Source organism: Rhodanobacter sp. FW106-HT46G03 (assembly GCF_058789895.1).
Genome location: NZ_JBYTCC010000001.1, coordinates 364,652 through 389,555 on the forward strand (window position 1 = coordinate 364,652; position 24,904 = coordinate 389,555).

The 24,904-nt window shown below is 66.8% G+C and carries 15 protein-coding genes and 1 pseudogene; 6 read left to right on the forward strand and 10 right to left on the reverse strand.

All coding sequences use genetic code 11. From position 1 onward, the window contains the following. Window positions 1-161: 161 nt before the first annotated feature. The 3 genes from AC3WP6_RS01535 (at window position 162) to AC3WP6_RS01545 (ending at window position 6,778) form a co-directional block, all read left to right on the forward strand. On the forward strand, window positions 162-3,347 hold the full coding sequence (locus AC3WP6_RS01535; protein WP_492626034.1) for a TonB-dependent receptor: 3,186 nt from the start codon (window positions 162-164) through the stop codon (window positions 3,345-3,347). Between the two features lie 124 nt (window positions 3,348-3,471). Then, window positions 3,472-5,871 carry a GH92 family glycosyl hydrolase gene (locus AC3WP6_RS01540; protein WP_492626035.1) on the forward strand — a complete coding sequence of 800 codons (2,400 nt, stop codon included), beginning with the start codon at window positions 3,472-3,474 and terminating at the stop codon, window positions 5,869-5,871. Window positions 5,872-5,911: 40 nt separating this feature from the next. Continuing rightward, entirely contained in the window at window positions 5,912-6,778 is an 867-nt protein-coding gene (locus tag AC3WP6_RS01545) for an endonuclease/exonuclease/phosphatase family protein (RefSeq protein WP_492626036.1), read from the forward strand. A 165-nt stretch (window positions 6,779-6,943) separates the two neighbouring features. Here AC3WP6_RS01545 and AC3WP6_RS01550 read toward each other — a convergent pair whose 3' ends face one another. From AC3WP6_RS01550 to AC3WP6_RS01565, 4 genes are all read right to left on the reverse strand, one after another. Continuing rightward, complete coding sequence (locus AC3WP6_RS01550) at window positions 6,944-8,185, reverse strand: AGE family epimerase/isomerase (protein ID WP_492626037.1); 1,242 nt, start codon at window positions 8,183-8,185, stop codon at window positions 6,944-6,946. Next, on the reverse strand, window positions 8,182-9,156 hold the full coding sequence (locus tag AC3WP6_RS01555; RefSeq protein ID WP_492626038.1) for a carbohydrate kinase family protein: 975 nt from the start codon (window positions 9,154-9,156) through the stop codon (window positions 8,182-8,184). Before AC3WP6_RS01555 ends, AC3WP6_RS01550 begins: the two co-directional genes overlap by 4 nt. A gap of 1 nt (window position 9,157) precedes the next feature. Beyond that, window positions 9,158-10,426, reverse strand: a complete 1,269-nt coding sequence (locus AC3WP6_RS01560; protein ID WP_492628621.1) for a sugar MFS transporter — start codon at window positions 10,424-10,426, stop codon at window positions 9,158-9,160. Window positions 10,427-10,520: 94 nt separating this feature from the next. After that, window positions 10,521-11,579, reverse strand: a complete 1,059-nt coding sequence (locus tag AC3WP6_RS01565) for a LacI family DNA-binding transcriptional regulator (protein WP_492626039.1) — start codon at window positions 11,577-11,579, stop codon at window positions 10,521-10,523. A 145-nt stretch (window positions 11,580-11,724) separates the two neighbouring features. On the opposite strand from AC3WP6_RS01565, the gene AC3WP6_RS01570 reads away from it, so the two are divergent. From AC3WP6_RS01570 to AC3WP6_RS01580, 3 genes are all read left to right on the forward strand, one after another. Beyond that, the gene (locus tag AC3WP6_RS01570) at window positions 11,725-14,064 is read left to right on the forward strand and encodes a GH92 family glycosyl hydrolase (RefSeq protein WP_492626040.1); all 2,340 of its coding nucleotides are present in this window, start codon (window positions 11,725-11,727) and stop codon (window positions 14,062-14,064) included. 301 nt (window positions 14,065-14,365) lie between these two features. Continuing rightward, window positions 14,366-15,046, forward strand: coding sequence for a response regulator (locus AC3WP6_RS01575; RefSeq protein WP_492626041.1), 681 nt, complete (start codon window positions 14,366-14,368; stop codon window positions 15,044-15,046). Further along, a complete protein-coding gene (locus AC3WP6_RS01580; RefSeq protein ID WP_492626042.1) occupies window positions 15,036-16,472 on the forward strand; it encodes a heavy metal sensor histidine kinase in 1,437 nt (478 codons plus the stop codon). Before AC3WP6_RS01575 ends, AC3WP6_RS01580 begins: the two co-directional genes overlap by 11 nt. Before the next feature lie 382 nt (window positions 16,473-16,854). On the opposite strand, the gene AC3WP6_RS01585 is transcribed toward AC3WP6_RS01580, so the two are convergent. The 6 genes and pseudogenes from AC3WP6_RS01585 to AC3WP6_RS01610 form a co-directional block, all read right to left on the reverse strand. Further along, the gene (locus tag AC3WP6_RS01585) at window positions 16,855-17,793 is read right to left on the reverse strand and encodes a hypothetical protein (protein ID WP_492626043.1); all 939 of its coding nucleotides are present in this window, start codon (window positions 17,791-17,793) and stop codon (window positions 16,855-16,857) included. Beyond that, window positions 17,790-20,171: an LTA synthase family protein gene (locus AC3WP6_RS01590; protein WP_492626044.1), complete on the reverse strand. Its 2,382-nt coding sequence runs from the start codon at window positions 20,169-20,171 to the stop codon at window positions 17,790-17,792. Before AC3WP6_RS01590 ends, AC3WP6_RS01585 begins: the two co-directional genes overlap by 4 nt. After that, the gene (locus AC3WP6_RS01595; RefSeq protein ID WP_492626045.1) at window positions 20,168-21,460 is read right to left on the reverse strand and encodes a YaiO family outer membrane beta-barrel protein; all 1,293 of its coding nucleotides are present in this window, start codon (window positions 21,458-21,460) and stop codon (window positions 20,168-20,170) included. The genes AC3WP6_RS01590 and AC3WP6_RS01595 overlap by 4 nt, the downstream gene beginning before the upstream one ends. Further along, a complete protein-coding gene (locus AC3WP6_RS01600) occupies window positions 21,457-22,968 on the reverse strand; it encodes a glycosyltransferase family 2 protein (protein WP_492626046.1) in 1,512 nt (503 codons plus the stop codon). Before AC3WP6_RS01600 ends, AC3WP6_RS01595 begins: the two co-directional genes overlap by 4 nt. After that, window positions 22,965-23,945, reverse strand: a complete 981-nt coding sequence (locus AC3WP6_RS01605; RefSeq protein ID WP_492626047.1) for a HEAT repeat domain-containing protein — start codon at window positions 23,943-23,945, stop codon at window positions 22,965-22,967. Before AC3WP6_RS01605 ends, AC3WP6_RS01600 begins: the two co-directional genes overlap by 4 nt. A gap of 768 nt (window positions 23,946-24,713) precedes the next feature. After that, window positions 24,714-24,880 (reverse strand): annotated as a pseudogene (locus AC3WP6_RS01610) (transposase); the annotation flags it as partial. Window positions 24,881-24,904 lie beyond the last annotated feature (24 nt).

Here is a 24,904-nt window from a genome sequence, read left to right on the forward strand (position 1 = left end):
GTTGCAGCGGGTGCGGGCCTGGTTCGGTTGCCGGTGTCAGACACGGGTTGACCAGTGAACACCCCGTCGCGCCGCGACCGCGAAATGAGATCCGAGTGCTGCATCAATGCTGGGAAAACGCACGCCGTCACATGGGGATAACGCAAATGGGGATCAAGAACATGACTGGTTTGTCGAACGTTGCTACCCGGAAGCCGCTGTACGCCGCACTCGTCCTGGCGATCTGGTCATTTGGTGGCGGGGCGCCTGCCACTGCGTACGCAGCGCAACCGGCCACCACTTCCACCGCCACGCCCACTCCGCAGACCGCCGGCAGTACGGCGGACACGAACCAGACGGACCAGCGCAAGGCAACCAAGAAAAAGGCCACCGGGTCACCCGCGGCGCCCACCCAGCTGCAGGGTGTGGTCGTCACCGGCTACCGGCAGTCGATCGACCAGAACCTGCAGGACAAGCGCGACTCCAATGCCATCGTCGAGGTCATCAACGCGCAGAACATTGCGCAGTTCCCGGCAAAGAACATTGCCGATGCCCTGACGCACGTGCCCGGCGTGGTCATCACGCGGGAATCCGGCGAAGGCAAGACGGTCAGCATCCGCGGCCTCGCGCCCGAGCTGACGCTGACTGAATTGAACGGCAACTACGTGGCCTCGGCCGACACCTCGGCCAGCCTGACGCGTTCGTTCAACTACACGCTGATGCCAGCCAACATGTTCTCGGACATCAAGCTCTACAAGAGCCTGGAAGCGCGCCTGGACGAAGGCGGCATCGGCGGCAACGTGGATCTGCGCACGCGGCGTCCGCTGGAGATGGCGGCGAACGACGGCTTCGTGTCCCTCAATGGCGCGGGTTCCGACAACAGCGGCAAGATCACGCCCCAGGCTTCGGCACTGTGGTCGTGGAAGAACAAGGACGAGACCTTCGGCATCCTGCTTGCGGGCACCTACCAGAAACGCCGCGACGTCGACTACACCGCCAATGCGTCGAGCTGGCACTGGTGGTCGAACGATTGCACCGACCATGCAACCTGTACCGCGCCGGCCACGGATGTACGCGGCAATCCGTATGGCCCCGACGTGGCACCCAACATCGCCTTGTGGCCGGGTGGCGGCGTGGTCGACCAGTCCGGCAGGCAGTATTCGGGCTACTGGATGCCGCAGCAGTTCTCCACCAGCCGCAACCGGCTGGACCTGAAGACCAAGGGCGTCCAGGCCACCGTGCAGTTCAAGCCCAGCGCCCATTTTCTGCTGACCGGCAACTACTTCCGCTTCCAGCGGCAACAGAACCAGATCACCAATACCCTGGAAGTTCCCGAGTGGGGCCTGCCCAGCAACCACAATTTTGCCGACCAGCAGGGCCGGCTGCTCGCGCCCAACGGCCTGACCTTCGATCCGTCGGGCACCGTCGTCACCGGGGCAAACTACGTGCTGCCGCCCGCGGGCCAGGGCTGCAACTCGACGACAAACCCCAGCACCGGCGCACAGCGGCAGCCAGTGGACGTCTGTTCCACGGAGATTCCGTGGCTCAACGGCAACTACTCGGTCGAGAAGGCCACCTCGCAGACCCTCAACCTTGAAGGTGAGTGGGACAACGGCGGCGACCTCAGTGGCACGTTCAACATCGGCCGCACCTGGGCAACCGGCGGCCCGTCGATCGAACTGGGAATGGCGGCCAAGCCGCGCAATTTCGTCAATGGCCAGTGGGTGGATGGCAGCAACGGCGCCGCGTGGACACTGAGCGGCACGCCGACCATCACCGCAGCGCCGAACGTGTTGCAGAACATGCTGGCGGGGAAGGGCCAGGTGGATCTCGGCTCGACCGGTTCCGGCATGGTCAACACCAGCACTTCGCAGAACTTTGCGCAGGCCGACTTCACCTGGGCGTTCGACCACGGCTGGCTGCAGTCACTGCAGTTCGGCGTGAAGTACCGCGACAACCATGCCGAGCAACAAAGCAACGAACTGCGCTGGTACTGCAAGGGCACCACGCTGCAGTTCCAGACCTGCGATCCGAATGCTGGCCAGCTTCCGGCCGGTTTCCTGTTGCCCTCGATGCTCGACGGCCATAGCGAGGCGTACAACGACAGCGTCTTTCCGGCGATCAATTTCCCGGCGTACTACAACCATCTCAACGCCACTTACGACCGCGTGCTCTACAACCACCCGGAGAACCGGTCCTCCGTCCAGGAAAAGATCTCGGCGGCCTATGTCGAGGCCAACTTCGACACCGGTACGCTGCGCGGCAACGTCGGCCTGCGTTTCGTCAGCACCCAGCAGGACCTTACCGTTGCCGACGAGATCACCACCAACAACGCGGTGTACTACCACGACGCGAACGGCAACATCCTGATCTGCCCGGCCAGCGGCGTGAATGCCGGCGGCGGCCCGTGCGCGCCGGGTGATTTCCAGTACCTGCCACGCGAGCAGTCGGTGGTGCAGACGTTCTCCAATGCCTCCACCTCCAAGCGCTACAACAAACTGCTGCCAAGCTTCAACGTCGCGTGGACGATTGCCGACAACTTCGTGCTGCGCGCTGCCGGATCGCAGGCAATGGCGCGCGCCAACTACACGGATCTGGCGCAACTGGGCAGCCTCACCAACAACACACAGGCGTACTACAACGACCGCCGGCAGTTCGGTGCGCCGCCTCCGGGCTGGTACGGCAGCGGCGCCAACGCCGACCTCAAGCCGTTCACGGCCACCCAGTTCGACGTGGCGGGCGAGTGGTACTACGCGCCCGAATCGGTGGTCGGCCTGGACCTGTTCGAGAAGAAGGTGAAGAACTTCGTCGTGCCGGTCACCGTCAACAACATCACGGTCAACGTGGGCGGTACCCAGGAGAATTTCCTGGAGTACAGCACCAATGCCAACGGCCGCTCGGGTACTTCCAAGGGTGTGGAGCTCTACACCCAGCACACCTTCCAATCCGGTTTCGGCTACATCGCCAACTACACGCTCAACAAGACCAGCGAAACCGCGGTTTCGCTCGGTGACACGCAGGTGGGCAAGTCGGAGCTGATCGGCAGCGCCAAGTACGCGGCGAACGTGTCGTTGTTCTATGAAAAGAATGGGCTGCTGCTGCGCGCCACCAACAACTGGACGGGCCGCACCATGCAGGGCCTGGCATCGGGCTTGCCGGTCTACACCCGGCCGTACCACCAGGTCGACTTGAACGGCGATTACGAGTTCAACAAGCACCTGATGGTGACCGCGTCAGTCATCAACCTGACGCGCTCTATGCCGCGGTCGTACCTGGGCGGCGACACGACGGCGCGACTGAACCAGCTCGAGTACGCCGGGCGCCAGTACTACGTGGGGGTCACCTACAAGTTCGGCGCCGGCGACTGAGCGCGGTGTGCCGGCTGTTCGTGCCGGCCGGACCCTGCTCCCTCTTCCCCAACGGGGAGCGGGAGCAAACGCCGCCGGCATGACGGATGACACCTTTTCATTCACGTACACACCGGAAAGGACGATGCATCCATTCCCCGAGCGCTCCTGCCGTCAGGTTTCACCAATCCGCGGACACGTTGCGCTGGCCATTGCGCTGGCGGCCCTCGTGCTCGGGGGTATGGGCGATGTCCATGCCAAGGATGGCAGCGCACCGCAATCCGCATTGCAGGCGGTCGACGCCGCCAACCCGCTGGTTGGCACCGCGCCATTGGACCAGCAATCGCTGATCGGCAATGCGCCGCCACCGGGCGAGCCGCTGTATTCGGGCATGACCTCGCCGGGCGCAAGCCTGCCGCACAGCTCGACCGAGGCAACACCGGTCAACCTCAATGTCGACCTCAGCTACCCCGCGGGCGTCGGCATGTCGTACTACTACCCCAACCCGACGATGATCGGCTTCACCGGCGGCGGCTCGACCTACGGCGGCCAGGCATCGCCGATGATCATGCCGGTGGTGGGCGACTGGACCGTGCCGCCCGACTACGCGCAGTCGTATTACGACAAGGCAAGCGAGCAGGCGTCGCCGGGCTACTACACAGTTGACCTCGCCACGTTTCACACCAAGGTCGAGCTCACCGCGACGCAGCGCACCAGCCTGATGCGTTTCACCTTTCCGGCGAGCCGTCGGTCGAACGTGATCATCAACCTGCGCCGCGCCGGCGGCGACGTGGAGGTGGTCGACAGCCACACCATCCGCGGCGCCACCAAGGCCGGGCCGCAGCGCGACTCGGATGGCGCGTGGTTCGTCGCCGAGTTCTCGCGGCCGTTCGCCGTGTTCGGCACCTTCCGCGCGGACAATGACCACGAGGGCTACGGCATCGGCGACGCGGACGTGCAACCGAATCGCCGTGCGGTGTCCGGCAGTTACGCCGGCGCCTACGTCACCTTCGACACCAAGGCGGGCGAGCAGGTGCTGGTGAAGATCGCCCACGGCCACAGTGCCGCGGAAGCCGAACAGCGGCTGCGCGACGAACAACCGGGCTGGGATTTCGAGCGCGTGCACGCCAAGGCGCGTGAGGCGTGGGCGCAATTGCTCGACCGCGTCGAAGTCAGCGGCGGCACGCCCAAGCAGCGCATGCTGTTTTACTCGACGCTGTACCACTCCTTCGCCAGCCCGCGGCTGCTCGCGCACAAGGGCGAGCGCTTCACCGGCGCGGACGGCAAGGTCCGGGTCGCCAGTTACGATCGCTACAGCCCGGTGCCGTTCTGGGATACCGGCCGCAACCAGATCGTGCTGCTGATGCTGCTCGAACCGAAGGTCGTGCAGGACATCATGCGTTCCGAGCTGGACCGGGCGCGCGAGCGCGGCTACATGGACACCTCGTTCCACGGCGACCATGCCTCGTTGATGTACGACGGCACGTGGCAGCGCGGCATCCCGTTCGACTACGCCGCCGCGTACACGTATCTGCGCAAGAACGCGACCGATCCCAAGGGGCCGCGCGGCTATCTCGCCGAATACCTGAAGAACGGCTGGATCGCCGACATCGTGCCGCCGGGCAATCCCAGCCCGCCGTATGCGGGCGGCAAGGCGGGCGTCGCCACCACACTGGAATACGCCTGGGACGACCACGCGCTGGCCGACATCGCGCACCGGCTCGGCAAGACGGACGACGCGCAGATGTTCCTGCGCCGCGCCGCGAACTACCGCAACGTGTTCGACCCATCGACCGGTTTCATGCGCGGCAGGACCGCGGACGGCAAGTGGATTGCGCCGTTCGACCCGGGCGAGCCCTACTACAACTTCATGATGAAGGAGGCCTCGGGCTGGTCCACGCTGTGGCTGGTGCCGCACGACGTGCAGGGCCTGGTCGACCTGCTCGGCGGGCGCGCCGCGTTCAACGCCAAGCTCGACGCGTTCTTCTCCACGCCGTACACGGCCAAGGGCATCTGCCGCGACTGCACCGGCCTGGTCGGCGAGTACGTGCAAGGCAACCAGCCGGACCAGCAGGCGGCCTATCTGTACGCATGGAGCGGTCAGCCCTGGAAGACGCAGGCGCTGGTGCGGCGCATCCTTGCCGAGATGTACGGCAGCGACGCCAGCGGCTACGGTTTCCCCGGCATGGACGACCAGGGCTCGACCTCGTCGTGGTACGTGCTGAGCGCGATGGGTTTCTATCCCGTCGATCCGTCCAGCCCGGACTACATCCTCGGCAGCCCGATCTTCGACCGGGTGCGCCTGCACATGGGCAACGGCAAGATCTTCGAGATCGTCGCGCGCGACAACTCGGCAAAAAACCTCTACATCCAGTCCGCGACGCTCAACGGCAGGCCATGGAACAAGCCGTGGTTCAGCCGGGCGGACATCGCGAACGGTGCCACCCTGGTGCTCACCATGGGGCCGAAACCGAACCAGGCCTGGGGTGCCGACCCGGCAGCGGCGCCGCCATCAATGACATCATCCGGGCATGGCCAGCAGTGAACGGTCGAAGCACCAGTCATTCCGCCAGAGGAGTCGCTCGATGCGATGGTTGCCCCGCCTTTTCCTGATCCTTGTGCTTGCACTGGCTTGTGTCGTGGCCAGCGCGACCGGCACCCACGACCTTCGCGTCATGACTTTCAACGTGCGCTACGGCAAGGCGGACGACGGCATCAACGCCTGGCCGCATCGCCGCGACCTGATGGTCCAGGTCATCCGCAAGGAACACCCCGACATCCTCGGTACGCAGGAGCTGCTCTCGCCGCAGGGCGATTACCTGCAGCAGCACCTGCCCGGGTACACCTGGTTTGGCATGGGCCGCAACGGCAACGACGTCAACGGGAACGACAACGAGCACATGGGCGTCTTCTACGACACGGCACGTCTGGTGGTGCTCGAGTCCGGCGATTTCTGGCTTTCGGATACACCGGACAAGCCGGGCAGCAGGAGTTTTGGCCAGCCGCTGCCACGCATGGTGACCTGGGCGAAATTCCGGGATCGGCGCAGCGGCAGGCAGTTCTACTACTACAACACGCATTTCCCCTACCAGGATGGCGAGCAAGCCGAGGCGGTCCGCGAGCGGTGTGCCGAGGAAATCAGGCAACGCCTGGCATCCCTGCCCACGTCGCTGCCGGTCATCCTGACGGGCGATTTCAACACCACGCCCGACAGCCGCACGCATGCCCTGCTCACCGCCAAGCTGCACGATGCGCGCGAGTCGGCCCCGCGACGAGAGGGGCCGGATGCCACCTTCCACGGCTTTACCGGCCATGCGGTCAACCGCATCGACTGGATCCTCTATCGCGGGGTGAAAGCCGACGAGGTGGGCACGGTCACCACGCACGCTGGCAAGGTCTATCCTTCCGACCATTTCCCGGTGGTCGCCGATTTCAGCTGGCAGATGCCGTAACGACCACTGCCGGAAGCCGACCGATCCCTCTCAGGTCGTGCCTGTTCCCCCCAGCCCTGGCTTCGGTCGGGGCTTTTTTTGCGATGGGTTGGTCACCGCGAACAAGGAGACACCCGCCGCGGTGGGTTGGCGGGCGTTTGCCTCGGCGTGCAGCGGAGCGGGATGTCAGGCGCGGCGACGGTACAGCGCCAGCAGTTCGTGGCACGCGCCCATGGTGTGGTAGTCGACCTTGCCGGCGGGGCTTTTCTCGTCGCTGTACTTGCGGTTGTCGACGGTGAGGATGCGGTACCAGGCGCCGTATTCGTGGTCGACGAAGTGCCGCCAGGCGTAGGCCCACAGCTTGTCGTGCCAGCCGGCGTACACGGGATCGCCGGTGCGTGCGTGCAGCAGGGCGGCGGCGGTGAGCGATTCGGCCTGTACCCAGAAATACTTGTCGTCGTCGCACACTTGGCCATCGGGCGCGAAGCCGTAGCAGAGGCCGCCGTGCGCGTCGTCCCAGGCGTGCTTGACCGCGGTGTCGAACAGATGGCGCGCGGTGGGCAGCAGCCAGTCGGGCACCGCGCGGCTGGCGGCGTGCAGCTCGCGGTCGAGGATCATCAGGAGCTTCGCCCACTCGGTCTGGTGGCCGGGCTGGAAGCCCCATGGGCGGAACAGGTGTTTGGGGTTGTCCTTGTTGTAGTTCCAGTCGATCTGCCAGCGCGCGTCGTAGTGCTCCCACACCAGGCCGTCGGCGAGCGCGGCCTGGCGGCGCGTCATGTGGTCGGCGAGCGTGAGTGCGCGGTCGAGGTAGCGCGACTCGCCGCTCGCCTGCCAGGCAGCGATCATCGCCTCGCACATGTGCATGTTCGCGTTCTGGCCGCGGTAGTCGCTGAAGCGCCAGTACTCGTCCGCTTCGTCGCGGTACAGCCCGGCCTGCGCGTCCCAGTAATGCTGTTCCAGCAGCGCCCAGGTTTCGTCCATCCACGCCGGCGCTTCGGTCACGCCGAGGCGGCGGCCGCAGGCATAGGCCAGCAGCACGAAGGCGACGCCGTAGGCGTGATAAGTGGTGTCTTCGGGTGCACCATCGCGGATCGTCCACGCGTAGCCGCCGGTGTGCGGGTTGCGGTGCACTTCGCGCAGGTAGCGCAGGCCGTGCTGGGCAGCCTCGCGGTATTGCGCGGCCAGTGGCGCGTCGTCGGCAAACTCCAGTGCCGCCATCGCGTTGTTGAACACGAAGCGCGTGCTGCTCACCAGGTGGCGGTGGCTGCGCTCGTAGATCGCGCCGTCGTCCTTGAAGTACTGGAAGAAGCCGCCGGCGGGATCGATCGAGCGCGGGTGGTAGAACGCCATGGTGTCGGCGATGTGGCGGCGCAGGAAGGCGGGCGAGCGGAAATCCGGCACGGGTGTGGCGGGCAGGACGGGATTCATGCGTGGGCCTCCAGGAAGGCAAGGACTTCGGCGCTGTCGGGCAGGGCGGTGAACGAGCCCTTGCGCGTCACCGCCAGCGCACCCGCGGCGGCGGCGTGGTGCAGCACGCGGTGCAGGCGGGGCAGGTCTGCCACCAGGGCATCCAGGCCGGCCGGGTCGATCCGTTGCCCGGCCAGCTGCAGCAGCAGCGCTCCGACGAAGGCATCGCCGGCGGCGGTGCTGTCGACCGCGCGCACCCGGTAGACCGGCAGTTCGCCGGCGCCATCCGGGTGGAACCAGCGCAGCGCGCGTGCGCCGTCGGTCACCACCAGCAGGCGTGCGCGGCCCTGCCACAGGCGCGCGATGGCGCCCGCCTCGTCGCCGCCGGCAAGCCAGGCAAGCTCTTCCGAACTCAGTTTCACCACATCGGCCAGCGCGAGCGCCGGCCATACCTGCGCGTGCACGTCCGCCGCGTGCGGCCACAGCGCGGGGCGCAGGTTGAGATCGAAGCTGACCAGCGCGCCGGCAACGCGCGCACGGCGCATGCCTTCGCGCGTGGTCTCGGCAGCCGCCGGCTCGGTCATGCTGTTGGAACAGACGTGGAATATCGCCGTGTCGGCAAACGCATCGGCGCGGAAATGCTGCGGGCGGAACAGGAGGTCGGCCGCCGGCGGGCGGTAGAAGCTGAAACTGCGGTCGCCGTGCGCATCCAGCGTGACGAACGCCAGCGCGGTATTCGCCTCGCCGGTACGCGCCACGTCGCGGGTTTCGACGCCGGCGTGGCGCAGGCTGTCCAGCAGCAGGTCGCCGAACAAATCGGTACCCAACATGCCGGCAAAGCGCGCGCTGCCGCCGAGCCGCGCCACCGCCACCGCCACGTTGGCCGGCGCACCGCCGGCAAACGGCACGTAGGCGCGCGGGAAGCCGCGCTCGTCGCGGCCCTCCGCATGGAAATCGATCAGCGCTTCGCCGAAGCAGAGGATGGAACGCATGTCAGGCCGAAGCCTCCCCGGTCGCATTTGGCGTCGCTGGCGCAAGGCTGCGGATCCGCGATCCCGACAGGCCGTAGAACACGATGTAGGCGTAGCACGCCAGCGGCAGCGCAAAGGCGAGCTGCAGGCCGATGCCGTCGGCCAGCTTGCCGAACAGCCACGGGATCACTGCGCCGCCGACGATGGCCATGATCAGCAGGCTCGACGCCTTGCTGGTCATCGGTCCGAGGCGCTCGATGCCGAGCGCGAAGATGGTGGGGAACATGATCGAGTTGAACAGACCTACCGCGATCACGCTCACCATCGCCAGCGTGCCGTGGCTGGCCATGGTGGTGGCGACCAGCAGCATGTTGATGGCGGCGAAGGCGGCCAGCAGCTTGCGCGGCGAAAGGTGCGCGGTCAGCCACGAGCCAAAGAAACGTCCCACCATCGCGCCGCCCCAGTACAGCGAGGTGTAGTAGGCCGCTTGTTGTTCGCTGATATTGCCGATGTCCGGCAACGACAGGTAGTTGACCATGGCGCTGCCGATCGACACCTCGGCGCCCACGTAGAAAAAGATGCCGAATACGCCAAACAGCACGTGTGGATGGCGCAGCACATCGCGATAGCCGTGATGGACGGCATCGGCCCGGTCGGTCGCTTCGCGCAGCGCGGGCAGGCGAAACAGCGCCACGAAGACGGCCAGCAGAAACAGCACGATGGCGAGGCCGAGATACGGACCCTGCACCGCGTGTGCCTGCTGCGCCTGGTAGGCAAGCTGCTCCGGTGGCGGCAACGCCGCGATGGCGTCCGGCGCCTTGACCACGGCGGACAGGATGAGCTTGCCGCCGAACCACAGTGCCAGCGCCGTGCCCAGCGAGTTCAGCGCCTGCGCCAGCGTGAGCCGGCTGGGGCTGGTGCGTTCCGGCCCGAGCAGGGAAACGTAGGGATTGGCCGCCACCTGCAACACGGTGATGCCGGTGGCCAGCACGAACAGCGCGCCGAGGAAAGCGCCGTAGGAATGCATCTGCGCCGCCGGCAAAAAGCCGAGCGCGCCGAGGCCGGCGATCACCAGCCCGGCTACCACGCCATTCTTGTAGCCCAGTGCCGCCACCAGCTTGCCGCCCGGCAGCGACATCAGGAAATACGCGCCAAAGAACGTCGACTGCACCAGCATCACCTGCGCGTAATCGAGCTGGAACATCGATTTCAGGTGCGGGATCAGGATGTCGTTGAGCGCGGTCAGCAGGCCCCACATGAAGAACACGGTGGTGATGACGCCGAGCGCCATGGGGTAGTTGGTGTAGCGGTCGCTGCCGCCGGCGTCGGTGGCAGGGGTGGACGGGCTGAGAGGGGTCATGCAGTTTCCCGGTCGAAAGAGGGATTCAGGCGGCAGGTGGCGGGCAGCTGCTGGCGCGCAGCACCAGCTGTACCGGCGCCACGGTACGCCGCGCCGGCGCCTGCGGCTCGCGCAGACGCTGCAGCAGCATCTCGGCAGCCTGGCGTCCACGGGCGCGTGGCGTGGAAGCCAGGGTGGTGAGTGGCGGTGCACTCAAGGCCGCCTCGGCAATGTCATCGAAACCGGTCACCGCAAAATCGCGGCCCGGACGGATGCCGCGTTGATACAGGCCCAGCATCAGTCCCAGCGCAACGGCGTCGTTGTAGCAAACCGCCGCGGTGGGCGCGGGCTGCTCGAAGAACAAGGCGCCGCATTGCGCCGCGGCGTCCACCCGGTTGGGCGCCGACTCGATCCGCCACGATGGCACCACCGCCAGCCCCGCCGCCTGCATCGCCTCCAGGTAGCCGGCGTGGCGTTGCTGGCAGGAGCTGGAGCTGGCGTGGCCGCCGAAGAAAGCAATGCGTCGATGGCCCAGCGAGATCAGGTGCTCGGTGGCCAGGCGGGCGCCGCGCTGGTTGTCCAGCATCAGCCGATCCCATGGCGCGTCGGGATCGATGTCGCCCTCCAACTCGCGGTTGAACAGCAGCAGCGGCGTGCGCAGGCCGATGCTGCGCCGCACCTGGCCGGCCTCGCTGCCCTCGGCGGGCGAAAGGATGATGCCGGCCGGGCCGTGCTCCAGCAGCGAACCAAGCACGGCCTGTTCGCGGGACACGGACTCGCCGGTGCTGCCGAGCAGGGTGACGTAGCCCGCGCTGCCCAGCGCCTCGTCCACCCCCGCGGCAAACTCGGCGAAGAACGGGTTGCCGAGGTCGTTGAGCACCAGCGCGACGCTGGAAGAGGTGCGCCGGCGCAGGTTGGCGGCGGCACGGTTGTACACGTAGCCTTGCCGGTGCAGCTCCTCCTCAACCCGGGCGCGGGTGTGTTTGTTCACCAGCGGGCTGCCGCGCAACACCAGCGATACGGTGGCGCGCGAAACGTTGCAGCCGGCGGCGATGTCGGCCAGCGTGATCTTGCGGTTGGCGTGCGGCGTGCTGTCCGTGCTCATGGTCGGAACCGTGTGAATTAAAACGATCAAAATGTAACGGAAGCACGCCTCGCGTGTTTCTGCGATGCAACATGCGCGAATCCGTATAACATCGGGCATCGACTTTACCTGAAACGATCTAAATCGTCATTGGGGCGCACTTGCGATGAATCAGCGAAACGGCAAAAGGAAGCGGTGGCTGGCGGTTCTGCTCACCCTGGCGGGCGTGCTGCCGGTGGCGACCATGGCGGCGACCGGGCACGCAGGCGAGGTCGATCCGCGCATCGGCACTGGTGGCGACGGCCACACGTTTCCCGGCGCCACGGTGCCGTTCGGGATGATCCAGCTCTCGCCTGACACCGCGATGCCGGACTTCAAGCGTGCCTACCAGTGGGCTGCCGGCTACCAGTACGGCGACCCCACCATCATGGGCTTCTCGCACACCCACTTCTCCGGCTCGGGTCACTCCGACCTGGGCGACGTGCTGGTGATGCCGATCGCGGGCGAGGTGAGGCTCGACCCGGGCGATCCGGCCAAGCCGGGCAGCGGCTACCGCTCACGCTTCAGCCACGCCACCGAAGCGGTGCAGGCCGGTTACTACGCGGTGACGCTTGCCGACTACGGCGTGCGCGCCGAGCTCACCGCATCGCGGCGGATCGGCTGGCACCGCTACAGCTTCCCGAAGAACCGGCCCGCGCACCTGCTGCTCGACCTGCGCCCGAGCATCTACGACTACCCCGGCAAGGTGCTGTGGGCACGCCTGCGCGTGCGCAAGGACGGTACCGTCAGCGGCTGCCGCACCACGCGCGGCTGGGCGCCGGGGCGCGAGCTGTGCTTTGCGCTGCGTTTCAACCAGCCGATGGTCTCGCGCACGCTGTACGACCGCGAGACCGGCATCGTCTACAGGGGCTTCAAGGGGCCGGGCAACCAGCCCGAAGACCACGACTCCGAGAACGGCCGCGCGTTGGAAGGCGTGTTCGATTTCGGCGAGCTCACGCAGCCGCTGCTGGTGAAGGTGGCGATCTCGCCGGTGAGCGAGGCCAACGCGATCGCAAACCTCGACCAGGACGGCAAGGGCTGGGACTTCGACGCCCGCCACGCCGCCGCCACCGCAGCCTGGGACCAGGCGCTGTCGGTGATCGACGTGTCCGGCACGCCGAGCCAGCGCACCCAGTTCTACACCGCGCTCTACCACGCGATGCTCGCGCCCACCCTGAGCATGGACGTCAACGGCGAGTACCGTGGCCCCGACCATGAGGTGCACAAGGCGGATGGCTTCGATTTTTATTCGAGCTGGTCGCTGTGGGACGTGTACCGTGCCGAGGAGCCGCTGATGGTGCTGCTGCGCCCGGACCTGAGCACGCAATTCATCCGCTCGCTGCTTGCCGCGCAGCAGGCCAGCCCGTTCGGCATCCTGCCGGTGTGGGCGTACCAGGGTCTGGAGACGTGGTGCATGATCGGCTACCACGCGGTGCCGGTGATCGCCGACGCGTACATCAAGGGCGTGCGCGGCTTCGATGCGGAGGCGGCGCTGAAGGCGATGGTGGCGAGCGCCACCTACGGCCCCTACGGCGACCTCGCCGATTACATGAAGCTTGGCTATGTGCCGATCGACAAGGAGCCCGAAGCCGCTTCGAAGACGCTGGAATACGCCTACGACGACTGGTCACTGGCGCAGATGGCCAAGGCGATGGGCAAGACGAAGATCGCCGGCGAATTCGGCAAGCGCGCCGCGAACTGGCGCAACGCGTGGGACCCGAAGACCGGCTTCATGCGCGCGAAGCTCAGCAACGGCCAGTTCCGCACCCCGTTCGACCCCACCTTCGCCGGCTACGGCAGCGACTACACCGAAGGCAACGCGTGGCAGTACTCGTGGTACGTGCCGCAGGACGTCTCCGGCCTGATCGCGGCAATGGGTGGCGACGCGAAGTTCGTCGCCAAGCTCGACCAGGTGTTCGACGCCAAAGTCGATCCGGGCCACTTCAAGAACGTGGAGGACATCACCGGCCTGATCGGCTGGTACGCGCACGGCAACGAGCCCAGCCACCACATCGCCTACCTGTACGACTATGCCGGCGCGCCATGGAAGACCCAGCAGCGCCTGAAGCAGATCATGGACAGCCAGTACCACGACGGCCCCGACGGCCTGGCCGGCAACGACGACCTCGGCCAGATGTCGGCCTGGTACCTCTTCACCGCGCTGGGCTTTTATCCGGTCACGCCGGCCAGCGACGAGTACGCGATCGGCCGACCGTTCGTGCCCAAGGCGGTGCTGCATTTGCCGAACGGGCACACCTTCACCGTCGTGGCCGAGCACCTGGATGCCGCACACCCCTACGTCGGTGCGGTGACGCTCGACGGCAAGCCGCTGGATCGCGTGTACCTGCGTCACGCCGACATTCTCGCCGGCGGCGAATTGCGTTTCACCATGCAGGCCGCGCCGAACAAGACGTGGGGCACGAGGATTGCGGCGCGCCCGGCGGCGATGAGTGCGTACGGGCCTTGAGGCTGGCGGAGTCCTGCGAAGATGAAGGCGGCGGATCGTTGCCACTCGCCGGCGCCGTGCTGCTGTTTGCCGGCGGCATGGACCAGAGCACGGGGAGTGCCGGGATAGAGGGCATGTCGCCGACGGCGCAACGGTTCCGTGGCCATCGATATGCCCCGACCTCTTCGCTCGTGTCGGTATCATGAGCACCGATGTCGACGCGGCGCGTGAAGTGTGGCGGGCCGCTCATCGGTAGCCGCGCGACGGGCACGCTGCCAACGGTCGCTGCGCCTGGATCGAGACGGACGAGTGATGCACCGCCATGCGGATTCTGCTTGCCGAGGATGAAGCCAAGACACGGCGCTACGTCGCACAGGGGTTGCGTGAGCTCGGCTTCACCGTCGACGCGGTGGAAGATGGGCAGGTCGCCTTGGGCTTGTTGCGCGACCATGCGTTCGATGCGGCCGTGCTCGACATCATGCTGCCGGGCCTCGACGGCTGGACCCTGGTCAAGACCTTGCGCGGCGAGAAGAACCGCACCCCCATCCTGTTCCTCACGGCGCGCGATCAGGTGGAAGACCGCGTGCGTGGCTTCGAGCTCGGCGCGAATGACTACCTGGTGAAACCGTTTGCCTTTGCCGAACTGGTGGCGCGGGTGCGCAACATCGCGCGGCCGGCGGAGGCCGTGGCCGGCGACAGCACCCTGTGTGTCGGGGATCTCGTGTTCGATCTGCTCCGGCATCGCGTCGAGCGCGCCGGCCAGGTGTTGCAGTTGACGCCCAAGGAGTATGCATTGCTGCTCCTGCTGGCGCGCCACCGGGGGCGGGTCTTGTCGCGCACCCTGATTGCCGAGGGTGTGTGGGGCGTGTGCTTCGAGACGCAGACCAATGTCGTGGATGTCGTGATCCGCCGCTTGCGCGCCAAGGTCGATGCGCCGTATGCCTCGCCCATGCTGCAGACCGTGCGCGGCGTGGGTTACCTGCTCGATGCCGATGACGAGTAAGCACCCCCGTCGCCGGTCCTCGATCGGCGGGCGCCTCACGCTGCTCTACACCCTGGTGGTACTGGTCGCGATGGCGCTGCTTGCCGGCATGGTCATGTGGCAGTTGGCGGCCACGTTCGCTACCGAGCACCAACGTTTCCTGCAGACGAAGACGGCGGAAATGCAGACCGATCTTGACGATGGTCACGGCCTGCCGGGTAGCTTGCTGCGCGAGATCGCGAAGGAAACCGACGCCAGTGACGTGCGTCAGTACCAGGCCAGGGTGCTGTCCGGCGCCGGCCGGGTTCTGGGTGAAACGCAGGGCATGCACGCCGTGCTGCCACCGGATGCTTTTCCCTCGTCGTCCTCCGCGCCCGCGGTCGTGCGCATGCTGAAATCCGGTCGGCATGTGTATGCGCTGGCGACGACGGAGTTGCGCTCGTCGGATACGTCAGCGCCGCTGCACGTGCAGATCGCCCTGGACGTGACACGCGACGCCAGCCTGCTCGCCGAACTGCGGCATGCCATCTGGATGGCGTTTGCGCTGCTGACGCCACTGCTGGTGGCGGCCGGGTATTTCGTGGCCGAGCACGGGCTGGCGCCGCTCAAGCGCATCACCAACGCCGCGCGCGAAGTGACCCCGAAGCACCTGTCGGCGCGCATGCCGACCGATCCGCCGTGGCCGCGCGAACTGGAGGAACTGGTCAGCGTGTTCAACGCGATGCTGGCGCGCCTGGAGGAAGCGTTTGGACGTCTGTCGCGGTTCTCCTCCGACCTCGCGCACGAGCTGCGCACGCCGCTCAGCAACATGCGCAGCTCGCTGGATGTCTGCCTGCTGCGCGAGCGCAGCGGCGGCGAATACCGCGAGGCGCTGGAATCGAACCTGGAGGAATGCGGACGCCTGGGTGCCCTGATCGACAACCTGCTGTTCCTGGCGCGTGCCGAACGCGCCGAGGCCGCCCTGCATCTGGAATGGTTCGCCGGCGAAGAGGTCTGCCGCTGGGTCATCGCGCAGCAGCTCCCCGGCGCCCGGTCGCGCGGGCTGAGCATCCAACTGGAAGGAACCGCCCGGGTGCACGCCGACCCGGTGCTGTTCCGGCAGGCGCTGGCGAACGTGCTGGCCAATGCCGTGCAGCATTCGAAGGCGAGCGGCGACATCCGCATCGAATTGCGCACGGCGGCAGGCGGTGGCGCGGAAGTGCAGGTGGTGGATCACGGCATCGGCATCGACCCCGCCGACCAGCCGCACCTGTTCGACCGCTTCTACCAGGCCAACCGGTCGCGCGGGCACGCCGACGGCGAGGGCTCGGGCCTCGGGCTGGCCATCGTCAAGACCATCGTCGAAGCGCACGGCGGCACCGTCATCCTGGAAAGCCGGCCGGGTATCGGCACCACGGTTGCGCTCCGGTTTCCTTCGTCGCCGCAGATGCCTCGCAGCGACGGATGACAAAATGGCAGGGTGCCGTTTGGCATGCCCGGAGGACGCCAGCAGAGGAGTGTGTCCCGCCCCGTGGTACAGCTTGCGGCGCGACGGCCCTCGGGCGGATTCGGGTGACGTCGATCCACAAGCATGGCCTGTCGCTCCAGCCAGCAGGTCAGTCCTCGGCTACGCATCGATGGCTACTGCGCCCGAACCCTTCGGGCTGGCCGCCACCATGCCCTCGGACCCGCTCACGACCCGGGACGTCACGACTCGATGCAAACAACCGGCTGACCGCGCCCACGCGCCATGGCAGGACAGCGCCAACCGTCCGGCACGCGTGCGACCTTCCCCAGGCATCCAGGTGTTGCCTGCATTTCCGCCTCATGGGCAAGCCGCGGCGTGCGCATCACTGCGCCTGGTTACGTGCGATCCAGGTCCGGTATGTCCGGTAGTGGTGGATGACGAAACCGGCGAAGGACGGATCGTTGCGCAAGGCCCGCTCCACGGTATCCAGCGCCTGCTCGAACACCTTGGGCCCGACCTGGTCGAAGGTGACCTTCTCCGGGTCGTCCGGCGATACCTGCAGGCCGATCACCACCTTCTTGCCGACGCGATCGGCGTAGGCGATCTCGCTGGCGGCATGCGAGAGGATGCTGTCACTGCCTTCGGCCTTGTGCCGGTAATCCATCAGGGCGACGTAGTCGAACAGGCCGATGACGTGTTCGCTCGCCGGGCGCCTCGTGCCGTTCCAGTCCAGCTCGATACCGTCCAGCCAGAACGGGATGGCGGGGCCCACCGCCAGGGTGGCGTGGCATGCGCGCTTGATCTTCATCAGCGCGTCGCCCATGTCGAGGAAGTCGGTGAGCAGTCGCACGCGGGTGTCGTCGTTCCATGCGTCGAGGATGTGCGGCTCGATGTCCAGGTTGACGCCGTCGAAGCGCGCCGGTGCCGGCGCGGCACCGTTGTACTGCACCACGCGACGGAACATTGCCTCGGCCTGCGCGCGGTAGGCCGGCAGCACGTAGTTCTCGGTATGCAGGTAGGCCGAGCCCAGCAGCGCATACACCTTCATGTGCTGCCGGTGCAGATGCCCGATGAAGGCGCGATACCGCTCTGGATGTTCGATGAGCAGGTCGTGGCCCCGATAGGCATCGGCATACAGGTATACGGTGTCGATGTGCTGCGATTGCAGGTAGATCGCCGCCTCGCGCGCCACCGCCGGGCTGCCGACCATGGCGTAGGAGTCGGCCTCCCAGATCCAGACGGCACGGCTGGCCTGTGCCATCGCCGCCATCGGCAGCGCACCCAGCAGGAGCAACACGCACCAACGGACGCAGCGGTTCATCGCGCGCTCCTGGCGCCGGCGCCGACATCCACCGGCAGGTGATAGCGGCCCACGCCGACGGCCTTCCCGGTACGCGGATCGGACGGAAGCACCGAGGCGTAGCAGCGGCTGCTGCAGGCGTCCGGCAGCGGCATGCTCAAGTGCACCTGCTGGAGCCCGTTGGCAACCAACTGCAAGGCGCTGCCGGAGACTTCCCGCAACTCGCGGCCATCCTCGGCGGTCAGCACGGCCAGCGGCACGAAGGTGCGACTGGTCTGCGCATCGCCGTTGGCGAAGGTCGCCGTCAACTGCACGCCGGCGGCGGATACGGTCGCCTCGGCCATGTCCGTCGACAGACCACGCATTGCCGGCGCCTCGACCACTGCCTGGGTGGACTCGCGATAAGGCACCGGCCTGGATACGCCGCCGTCGGGCGCCAGCGCGAGGCTTTGCATGAAGATCGCATTGGCCTGTTCGTAGCGTTGCAGGCGATGCGTGACCCAAGCCAGCGCCGTGGCATCGTCGGCAGACGTGAGATGCATGCCGTCCTGCAATTCGAACAATTGTCCGTTGTGCAGCCACCAGCGGCCTGCGAGGTAATCCGGCGCGCTGGTCTTGGTCTGCTTGAGCGGCAACTGGTGGATGTTGCGGAAGTTCGTGTTCATGTCCAGCCCGGTGCCCAGCCACGGCGTTTGCGCCGGCCGTTCCAGGCCGTAGGTGTGGGCGAGCAGGGCGATCAGCGAGGGCGTGACGTCGAGCTGCGAGGACACTGCGCGGATGCGACTGGCCCGCTTGAGCAGCGGCGAATAGATGATGAGCGGCACGTGGTAGCGGTCGATGTGCTCGCCCATCGGGATTTCCGGCAAGCGATGATCGCCCGTGATGACGAAAATGGTGTCGGCGTACCACGGCTCCTTCGCCACCGTCTCGAAATACCGGCGCAACTGGTCGTCGGTGTAGAGGATGGCGCTGTAGATGTCGGCGTTGGCGCGGTAGGCAGCGAGCTGGTCGGCGGGAACGTGCAGCGCGCGCAGGCGCTGCTCGAAGCGCGCACGGTAGGCGTCCTGGCCCGGGAAGCGGTAGTCCGTGTGCATGGAGATGGTCTGCATCGCCAGCACGAAGGGCGGCCGCAACTGCCCGCTGTCGGCCAGCACGCGCGACACCAGCTCCTTGTCCGGGTAGCCCCAGGCGCTGTAGGGATCGAGCTGATAGCCGGGGCCGAAGCTCTGCTTGTCCACCAGATGCCGCACACCCTGCAACTGCATGAAGGCGCGTTCGTCGTCGAAGCGGGTGTCGGTGCCGTTGTAGAAGGCGCTGTGGTAACCCTGCCGTTCCAGCACATTGAACAGGCCCGGCCCCGGCGGCATGCGGACGCCCAGCGAGGTGAAGCCCTCCCCGGCGAACGGCGCCGAGTTGAACAGGCTGGGCAACACGCCGAAGGTGCGCCCCTGATTGGCGAGGAAGTTGTCGAAGTACAGGCTGCGCGCCGACAACTCGTCGAGGAAGGGCGTGAAGCTTCCCAGCGAGGCGTGCGGGCCGGAGAACGAGCGGCCCAGCCCCTCGACCACGATCATCACCAGATTCGGCGGGCGGCCATCGGGCGTGTGGGAGAAGTACGGCCCCAGCGTGTCCGGCGTCTGCTCCGGGTGCAGGAACGGAAACCGCGGATCGAGTGGCGCTTCGCCAGCGGCGGCGCCTGTTGCGCTGGCCGCCGAGTGGGCCGTCGCCGCGTGGCTCCTCGACCAGCGCCAGACGTCGCCGCAGAACCAGGCGAGCTTGTTGCTGGCCAGATCACGCGCCGCATCGTTCTTCAGCGCCTGCGCACCCGTCGGCAACGCGGGCAGCCATGCCAGCAGGCCGGCGATCAGCAGCAGGCTGGTCCAGCGCATCGAACCGCTGGGCCAGCGCCGCGCGCAAACATGCGGGCCGCCCCAAAGCAGCAGCAGCGGCAAGGCAAAGGCGACCAGGCTGCGCGGGTGGAACGGCGTCGCACCGGACAGCGTGGTGCGGATTTCCGCGAGGCTGTAACCAAACAGATCCGCCCCCAGCGGCACATGCGCCACCTGAAAATACTGGTCGAGCACAGCCTGCGCGACGATGAACAGCGACCATGTCACCGCCAGGGCGATCATCCGTGGTCGCGCCCTGCCGATGGCCAGCACCGGCAGCGAGAACAGCAGCAGGATGGGCGTCGCACGCAGCAGCACCAGCAGCGCCTGGGCGAGCGCGAAACCGGCGACGGCCCATTTCTGCCCGCCGATGAGCACCGTGTCGGCGACGCCGTTGGCCACCGCACCCGCCACCAGCACGAGCTGCGCAACAAGCAGGGCCGGAAATGCAGCGCAGAAGCGCGACCACGCATTGCCGCCGTGCGCAGCGGCCCTCGACGAGGCCCTCACCACAACGAATACAGCGTCAGCGAGACGATTTGCTCATTGACTCCGTTCCTGTCGCCGCCCTTGCCATAGCCGGCACCGAGCTTGAAACCCCATCGCGGCGACAGGTAGTGGCTCCAGGCCACGCCGATCGCAGCGCTGTTGTTCATCACCCGCGTGCCGAAGCGGTTCTGGTCGGTGCTGCGCCCGCTGCTGAGGCTGAGTTCCAGATAGTCGAAGGCATCGCCGCGGTAGTAGTTGCGCAACAGGAAACGGTTGCTCCAGCTCCCGGAGCCGACACCCGGCACGTATTGCAGCTTGTAGCGTGCATACCAGTCGCCCCAGTAACGGCCAATGCCGATGCCATAGAACTGCGTGTTGCCGGAGAAGCGCAGGTGGTCGACGCTGGCCGACAGCTCCCAGCCGCGGCCCACGCCCTGGAACACCTCCGCGCGCCATTCCTGCTGCGGCAGGACGCTGGAGCTCGGCCCTTGCTGGTAGCGCAGGTTGGCGTAGGCGCGCGGCCACAAGTCCACGTAGCCGTCGAGTGCCACGGCATGGTCGTTGGTGCCGAAGTGATTGGAACGCAGCAGCTCGACGGCAAGCGAGCCCCGGCTGAAGTAGCGCCGCAATGACAAGTCGAGGTCGTTCCAACCTTGCTGCCCCCCGGTGAACCCGGTGTGATCCCAGCCCAGCGAAGCCTTCCAGTGGTAGCCGCCGCTGTTGTCGACCCTGCTGGGCAACAGGCTGTGCTGCAGCTCGGCAATTTCGGCGGCGTTCGCCCCCTGCGCGGCGGCGGCGTCGAAATCGGCGCGGGCGGCGGCCGGCTGGCCCATGTCGCGCTCGGCCCGCCCGCGCGCGATCAACGCCGCCGGATCGTGCGGCGCCAGCGCGACCCAATGCGCATACGCATCAAGCGCCTGTTGCGGGCGGCCGCTCCAGCGGTACATGTCGCCCAGCGCCGACCAGGCGTCAGCATAATCGGGGCTGTGTTGCACCACCGTGCGCAGGTCGCTTTCGGCCTTGGTGTATTGGCCGTCCCAGGCATAGGTGCGGCCGCGCGCCAGCAGCAGATCCCCGTTCCCCGGATGCGCGGCCAGCAAGGCCGTATAGCGCTGGATGGCCAGGGCCTTCTGTCCGCTGGTCGCAAGCTGGCGGATCTGCGCCATCTGCTCCGTCAGCGATGCGGACACCGCGGTCTGTGCCAGCAGACCAGGCGCAGCCGTCGCCAGCGCCAGCAGCAATGGCCAACGGCCACCGATCCGGCGGAATGGACGTCCATGCATGACCATCTGTGGATTTCCGTGTTTCATGCGTGGCTGCTCCTCTCGGCCGCTTCTTCCGGGAGCACGGCCCCACCTGCCGCGCGGCCCTGGTGCCAGGAACCGTCGCGCTTGATGCGACCCCAGCGGGGGCGCTTGCGCAGCCCGAACAGCCACAGCAGCGTGCCGTAGAAGCGCCAGCAGGAATTCAGCTGCCGATAGCCGAAGTTCTCCAGCACCGCCACCAGGAACATGCGCAATTGCTGTACCGGCCTGGCATACAGGCCGAAGGACAGTTCCTCCAGCACCATCGCGTTGACCGAGAGCAGGATGCCCAGGCCAATCGCCGCGGCGAGGAAGATCAGGAAGCTGTACAACGGCACCAGGCCGGTGAGTGCCAGTACGATCATCGCGAAGTAGCCGACTACTTCGATGATCGGGCCGAAGAACTCGAAGACCAGCATGAACGGGAAGGCCACCCACCCCGCCACGCCGCCGCGCCGGTTGAACATCAACCCGAGGTTCGACCACAGGCTCTCGGCCAGCCCGCGCTGCCAGCGCACGCGCTGGTGGCGGAGCGATCGGAGGTCCGTCGGCACCTCGGTCCAGCACACCGGATCGGGCACGAACACGATGCGGGATTCGCGCTTCTCCTCGCGCATCTGGCGGTGCAGCCGGATCACCAGATCCATGTCCTCGCCCACCGTGTCGTCGCGGTAGCCGCCAATGGCGATCACGCGCTCCTTGTAGAACACGCCAAAGGCGCCGGAAATGATGAGCAACGCGTTCATCGGCGACCAGCCCATGCGCCCGAACAGGAAGGCACGCAGGTACTCGACGACCTGGTAACTCGGCAACCAGCGGTTCGGCAGCCCCACCTTGGTCAGCATGCCGGTTTCCACCTTGCAGCCGTTCAGCACGCGCAGCACACCGCCGCTGGCCACCACGCGCCGATCCTCCAGAAAGGGCCGAACCACGCGCGAAATGCTGTCCGGCTGCAGTATGCAGTCGGCATCCACCACGCAGAACAGCGGATAGCGCACGCAGTTGACGCCGGCGTTGATCGCGTCGGACTTGCCGCCCTGAACCTTGTCCACCATCCGCACCCGCGGACAGCGCGCCGAGGCGTAGACCGCCTCGACCGATTTGGTCTGCAAGCGTGCGCGATAGGCCTCCGGCACCTTCACCAGGCCGAAGGCCTCGATCAGCGCCTCCCGCGTACCGTCGGTCGAGCCGTCGTTCACCACGACGATCTCGAACTCGGGGTACCTGGTCCGGAGCAGGGAGCGCACCGAGGCCACCACCGTTTTTTCCTCGTTGTGCGCCGGCAGCACGATGCTTACCGGCGGCTGGTACTCACGCAGGCCGGGTGGAAGATAGCTGGCGCGGTACTCGCGCATGTACCGCACGATCTGGATGGCGGAGATGTAGTTGAGGATCAGGTAGCCCAGGTTGATCGCGACGAAATAGATCATGAAGACCCATTGCATCGACGCCAGCACCTGCACCCAGGCGGCAGGCAACAGGCCGGCCACGACCGCGTGTGCAGCAGCGTTCATGCCGCGACTCCCATGGCATGCTCGCAGAGCACCTGATCGATGATGTCCCGACCGAAGGCGTCGCTTTGCCGCAACTGCAAGCAGCGCATCGCCTCCTCACCCATCCCCGGCAGGACCAACAGCGCCTGCGCCGTGCGGTAGCGCACCCACCACACCTTGTCCTTCAGCAGCGGCTCCAGCCGCTGGCTGTCGGCGGCATCGCCGATGCGGCCCAGCGCCGCCGCCGCATGCATGCGCACGTGCCAGCGGGGAGATTCGAGGAAGTCGGCCACCAGCGGGGCATCTTGCTTGTCGCTCACCAGCTGCAGGCAGACCGAGACGGCATGGTCGTCGATGGGGCTGACGAGCAATTGCCGTATCACCGCTGCCGCCCGTCCGGGATCGATGTCGGCGAGGAAGCGCACCAGCTTCACCATCGAGCTGGTGCTGGCGCGCAGCAGCGAATTGTCGAGCTCCAGCGCTGCGCTGCCATCCGTATTCCTGGCCAGGATGCCGGCCACATTGCCCGGCATCCAGTCCTCGCGCTCGAGGATCATCGGCACGAACATGGCCATGGCCCGCGGCGGATCGACCTGGCCCAGCGCCTGCGCCGCGCACAGCGACACGATCGGGCTGCGGTCGTTAAGGAAGGGGGCCAGGTCGTCGAACACGCCGTGGTCGCGTTGATGCCCCATCGCGATGATGGCCATCGCGCAATCGTGGTAATTGCCGCGCAACATGCCACGCGCCGCATCCACCAGCCCCACGCTGCGGCCCAGCGGCTGCAGCCGCTTCGACTCATCCTCGGTCAGCGTGTCGTGCGTGGCGTTCCACGCCTCGATGAAGCCGCTTGCCTCGCCGCGGTCCAGTCGTCGGGTTTGCACTTCCTGGCCGGCCAACACCTCCCGCATCACCTGCAGCCAGTGCTGCCGCGCACGCTCGTCGCGCCGGTCACGACCCTGCGCGTGCACCCGCAGGATCACGATGATTGCCAGCACGCCAAACCCGAGCGCCAAGGTCAGTACTGCGACCCAATACGCCACGACCAGCAGCATTGGCCCATTGACGGAAACGTCCATCACACATCCTCCTTGCATGGCTGTGCGGCACGTATCCGGGCCCCGCCCGGCACGCCCACAGCCCATCGCGGCAACGGCGGCTGGCTGGCAACGCCACCACCGCCCCGCCGCATCGCGACCAGCACGCGGCTGGCCCCGACCCGCTCCGACGGTTCGGTGCTTTTCGCAAAAGGCAGGGCGCGCGCCAGCGGCGTTGGTGCGGCCTCGGCGATGGCAGGCACGCGGCAACGACCGGGTCTCTCGACGCAAGCAAGCGCGCGAGACCCGAGGCGACAGACCAACACGAACGTCCCCTGGAGCACGAACGCCCTTTCCATGGGGCACGGGAAGCATCGTCCATGCCAAATTATGTGAACTGCGTCACATTGTGGCGACACCCTCTTGCCTCTGGTGTCTGGCGTGCAGTCGCGACGACGTGCAAGGCGCCGCACTGCATGGCAGAACTTCGCAGGGAGTTGGTGCGGCCATGCCCCGCGACTGGATCAGCGCCGCCACCGGGCCGCAGCCGTAGCGTGGGAAATCCTTCCAGCCAGGATTCGTCGCGTGACCATCGGCGTCACCATCGAGCCGAACGTGCATCTTTTCGACGCGCGCGGCATTGCCCGTCGCTGCCGCCACTCGGCCAGTTGCGCGAACGCCCCGGCGAGCACATCACGGTGACCTGCCGCCAGCGGCTTGCCAATACAGCCCGCCGGCCTGTTCGGCCGCGTACTGCCCCCGCCAGCGGCGGACGGCGCTGTCCACCAGGTTCATGTCGCGGCAGACCTTGGTCACGGCATGCCTTGGCCTCGAATCATCCGCACCACTTGCAGCTTGAAGGCCGCATCAAAGCTGCGGCGAACGGATCGATTCATGTCGTTGATCCCCGTTGGCGGGAA

Coding starts and splice junctions, on each gene's coding strand:
- AC3WP6_RS01550 (WP_492626037.1), bottom strand. CDS start 8,185: ATGAATCCCGTCCTGCCCGCCACACCCGTGCCGGATTTCCGCTCGCCC.
- AC3WP6_RS01535 (WP_492626034.1), top strand. CDS start 162: ATGACTGGTTTGTCGAACGTTGCTACCCGGAAGCCGCTGTACGCCGCA.
- AC3WP6_RS01575 (WP_492626041.1), top strand. CDS start 14,366: ATGCGGATTCTGCTTGCCGAGGATGAAGCCAAGACACGGCGCTACGTC.
- AC3WP6_RS01540 (WP_492626035.1), top strand. CDS start 3,472: ATGCATCCATTCCCCGAGCGCTCCTGCCGTCAGGTTTCACCAATCCGC.
- AC3WP6_RS01545 (WP_492626036.1), top strand. CDS start 5,912: ATGCGATGGTTGCCCCGCCTTTTCCTGATCCTTGTGCTTGCACTGGCT.
- AC3WP6_RS01570 (WP_492626040.1), top strand. CDS start 11,725: ATGAATCAGCGAAACGGCAAAAGGAAGCGGTGGCTGGCGGTTCTGCTC.
- AC3WP6_RS01560 (WP_492628621.1), bottom strand. CDS start 10,426: ATGGCGCTCGGCGTCATCACCACCGTGTTCTTCATGTGGGGCCTGCTG.
- AC3WP6_RS01600 (WP_492626046.1), bottom strand. CDS start 22,968: ATGAACGCTGCTGCACACGCGGTCGTGGCCGGCCTGTTGCCTGCCGCC.
- AC3WP6_RS01585 (WP_492626043.1), bottom strand. CDS start 17,793: ATGAACCGCTGCGTCCGTTGGTGCGTGTTGCTCCTGCTGGGTGCGCTG.
- AC3WP6_RS01555 (WP_492626038.1), bottom strand. CDS start 9,156: ATGCGTTCCATCCTCTGCTTCGGCGAAGCGCTGATCGATTTCCATGCG.
- AC3WP6_RS01580 (WP_492626042.1), top strand. CDS start 15,036: ATGACGAGTAAGCACCCCCGTCGCCGGTCCTCGATCGGCGGGCGCCTC.
- AC3WP6_RS01565 (WP_492626039.1), bottom strand. CDS start 11,579: ATGAGCACGGACAGCACGCCGCACGCCAACCGCAAGATCACGCTGGCC.
- AC3WP6_RS01595 (WP_492626045.1), bottom strand. CDS start 21,460: ATGAAACACGGAAATCCACAGATGGTCATGCATGGACGTCCATTCCGC.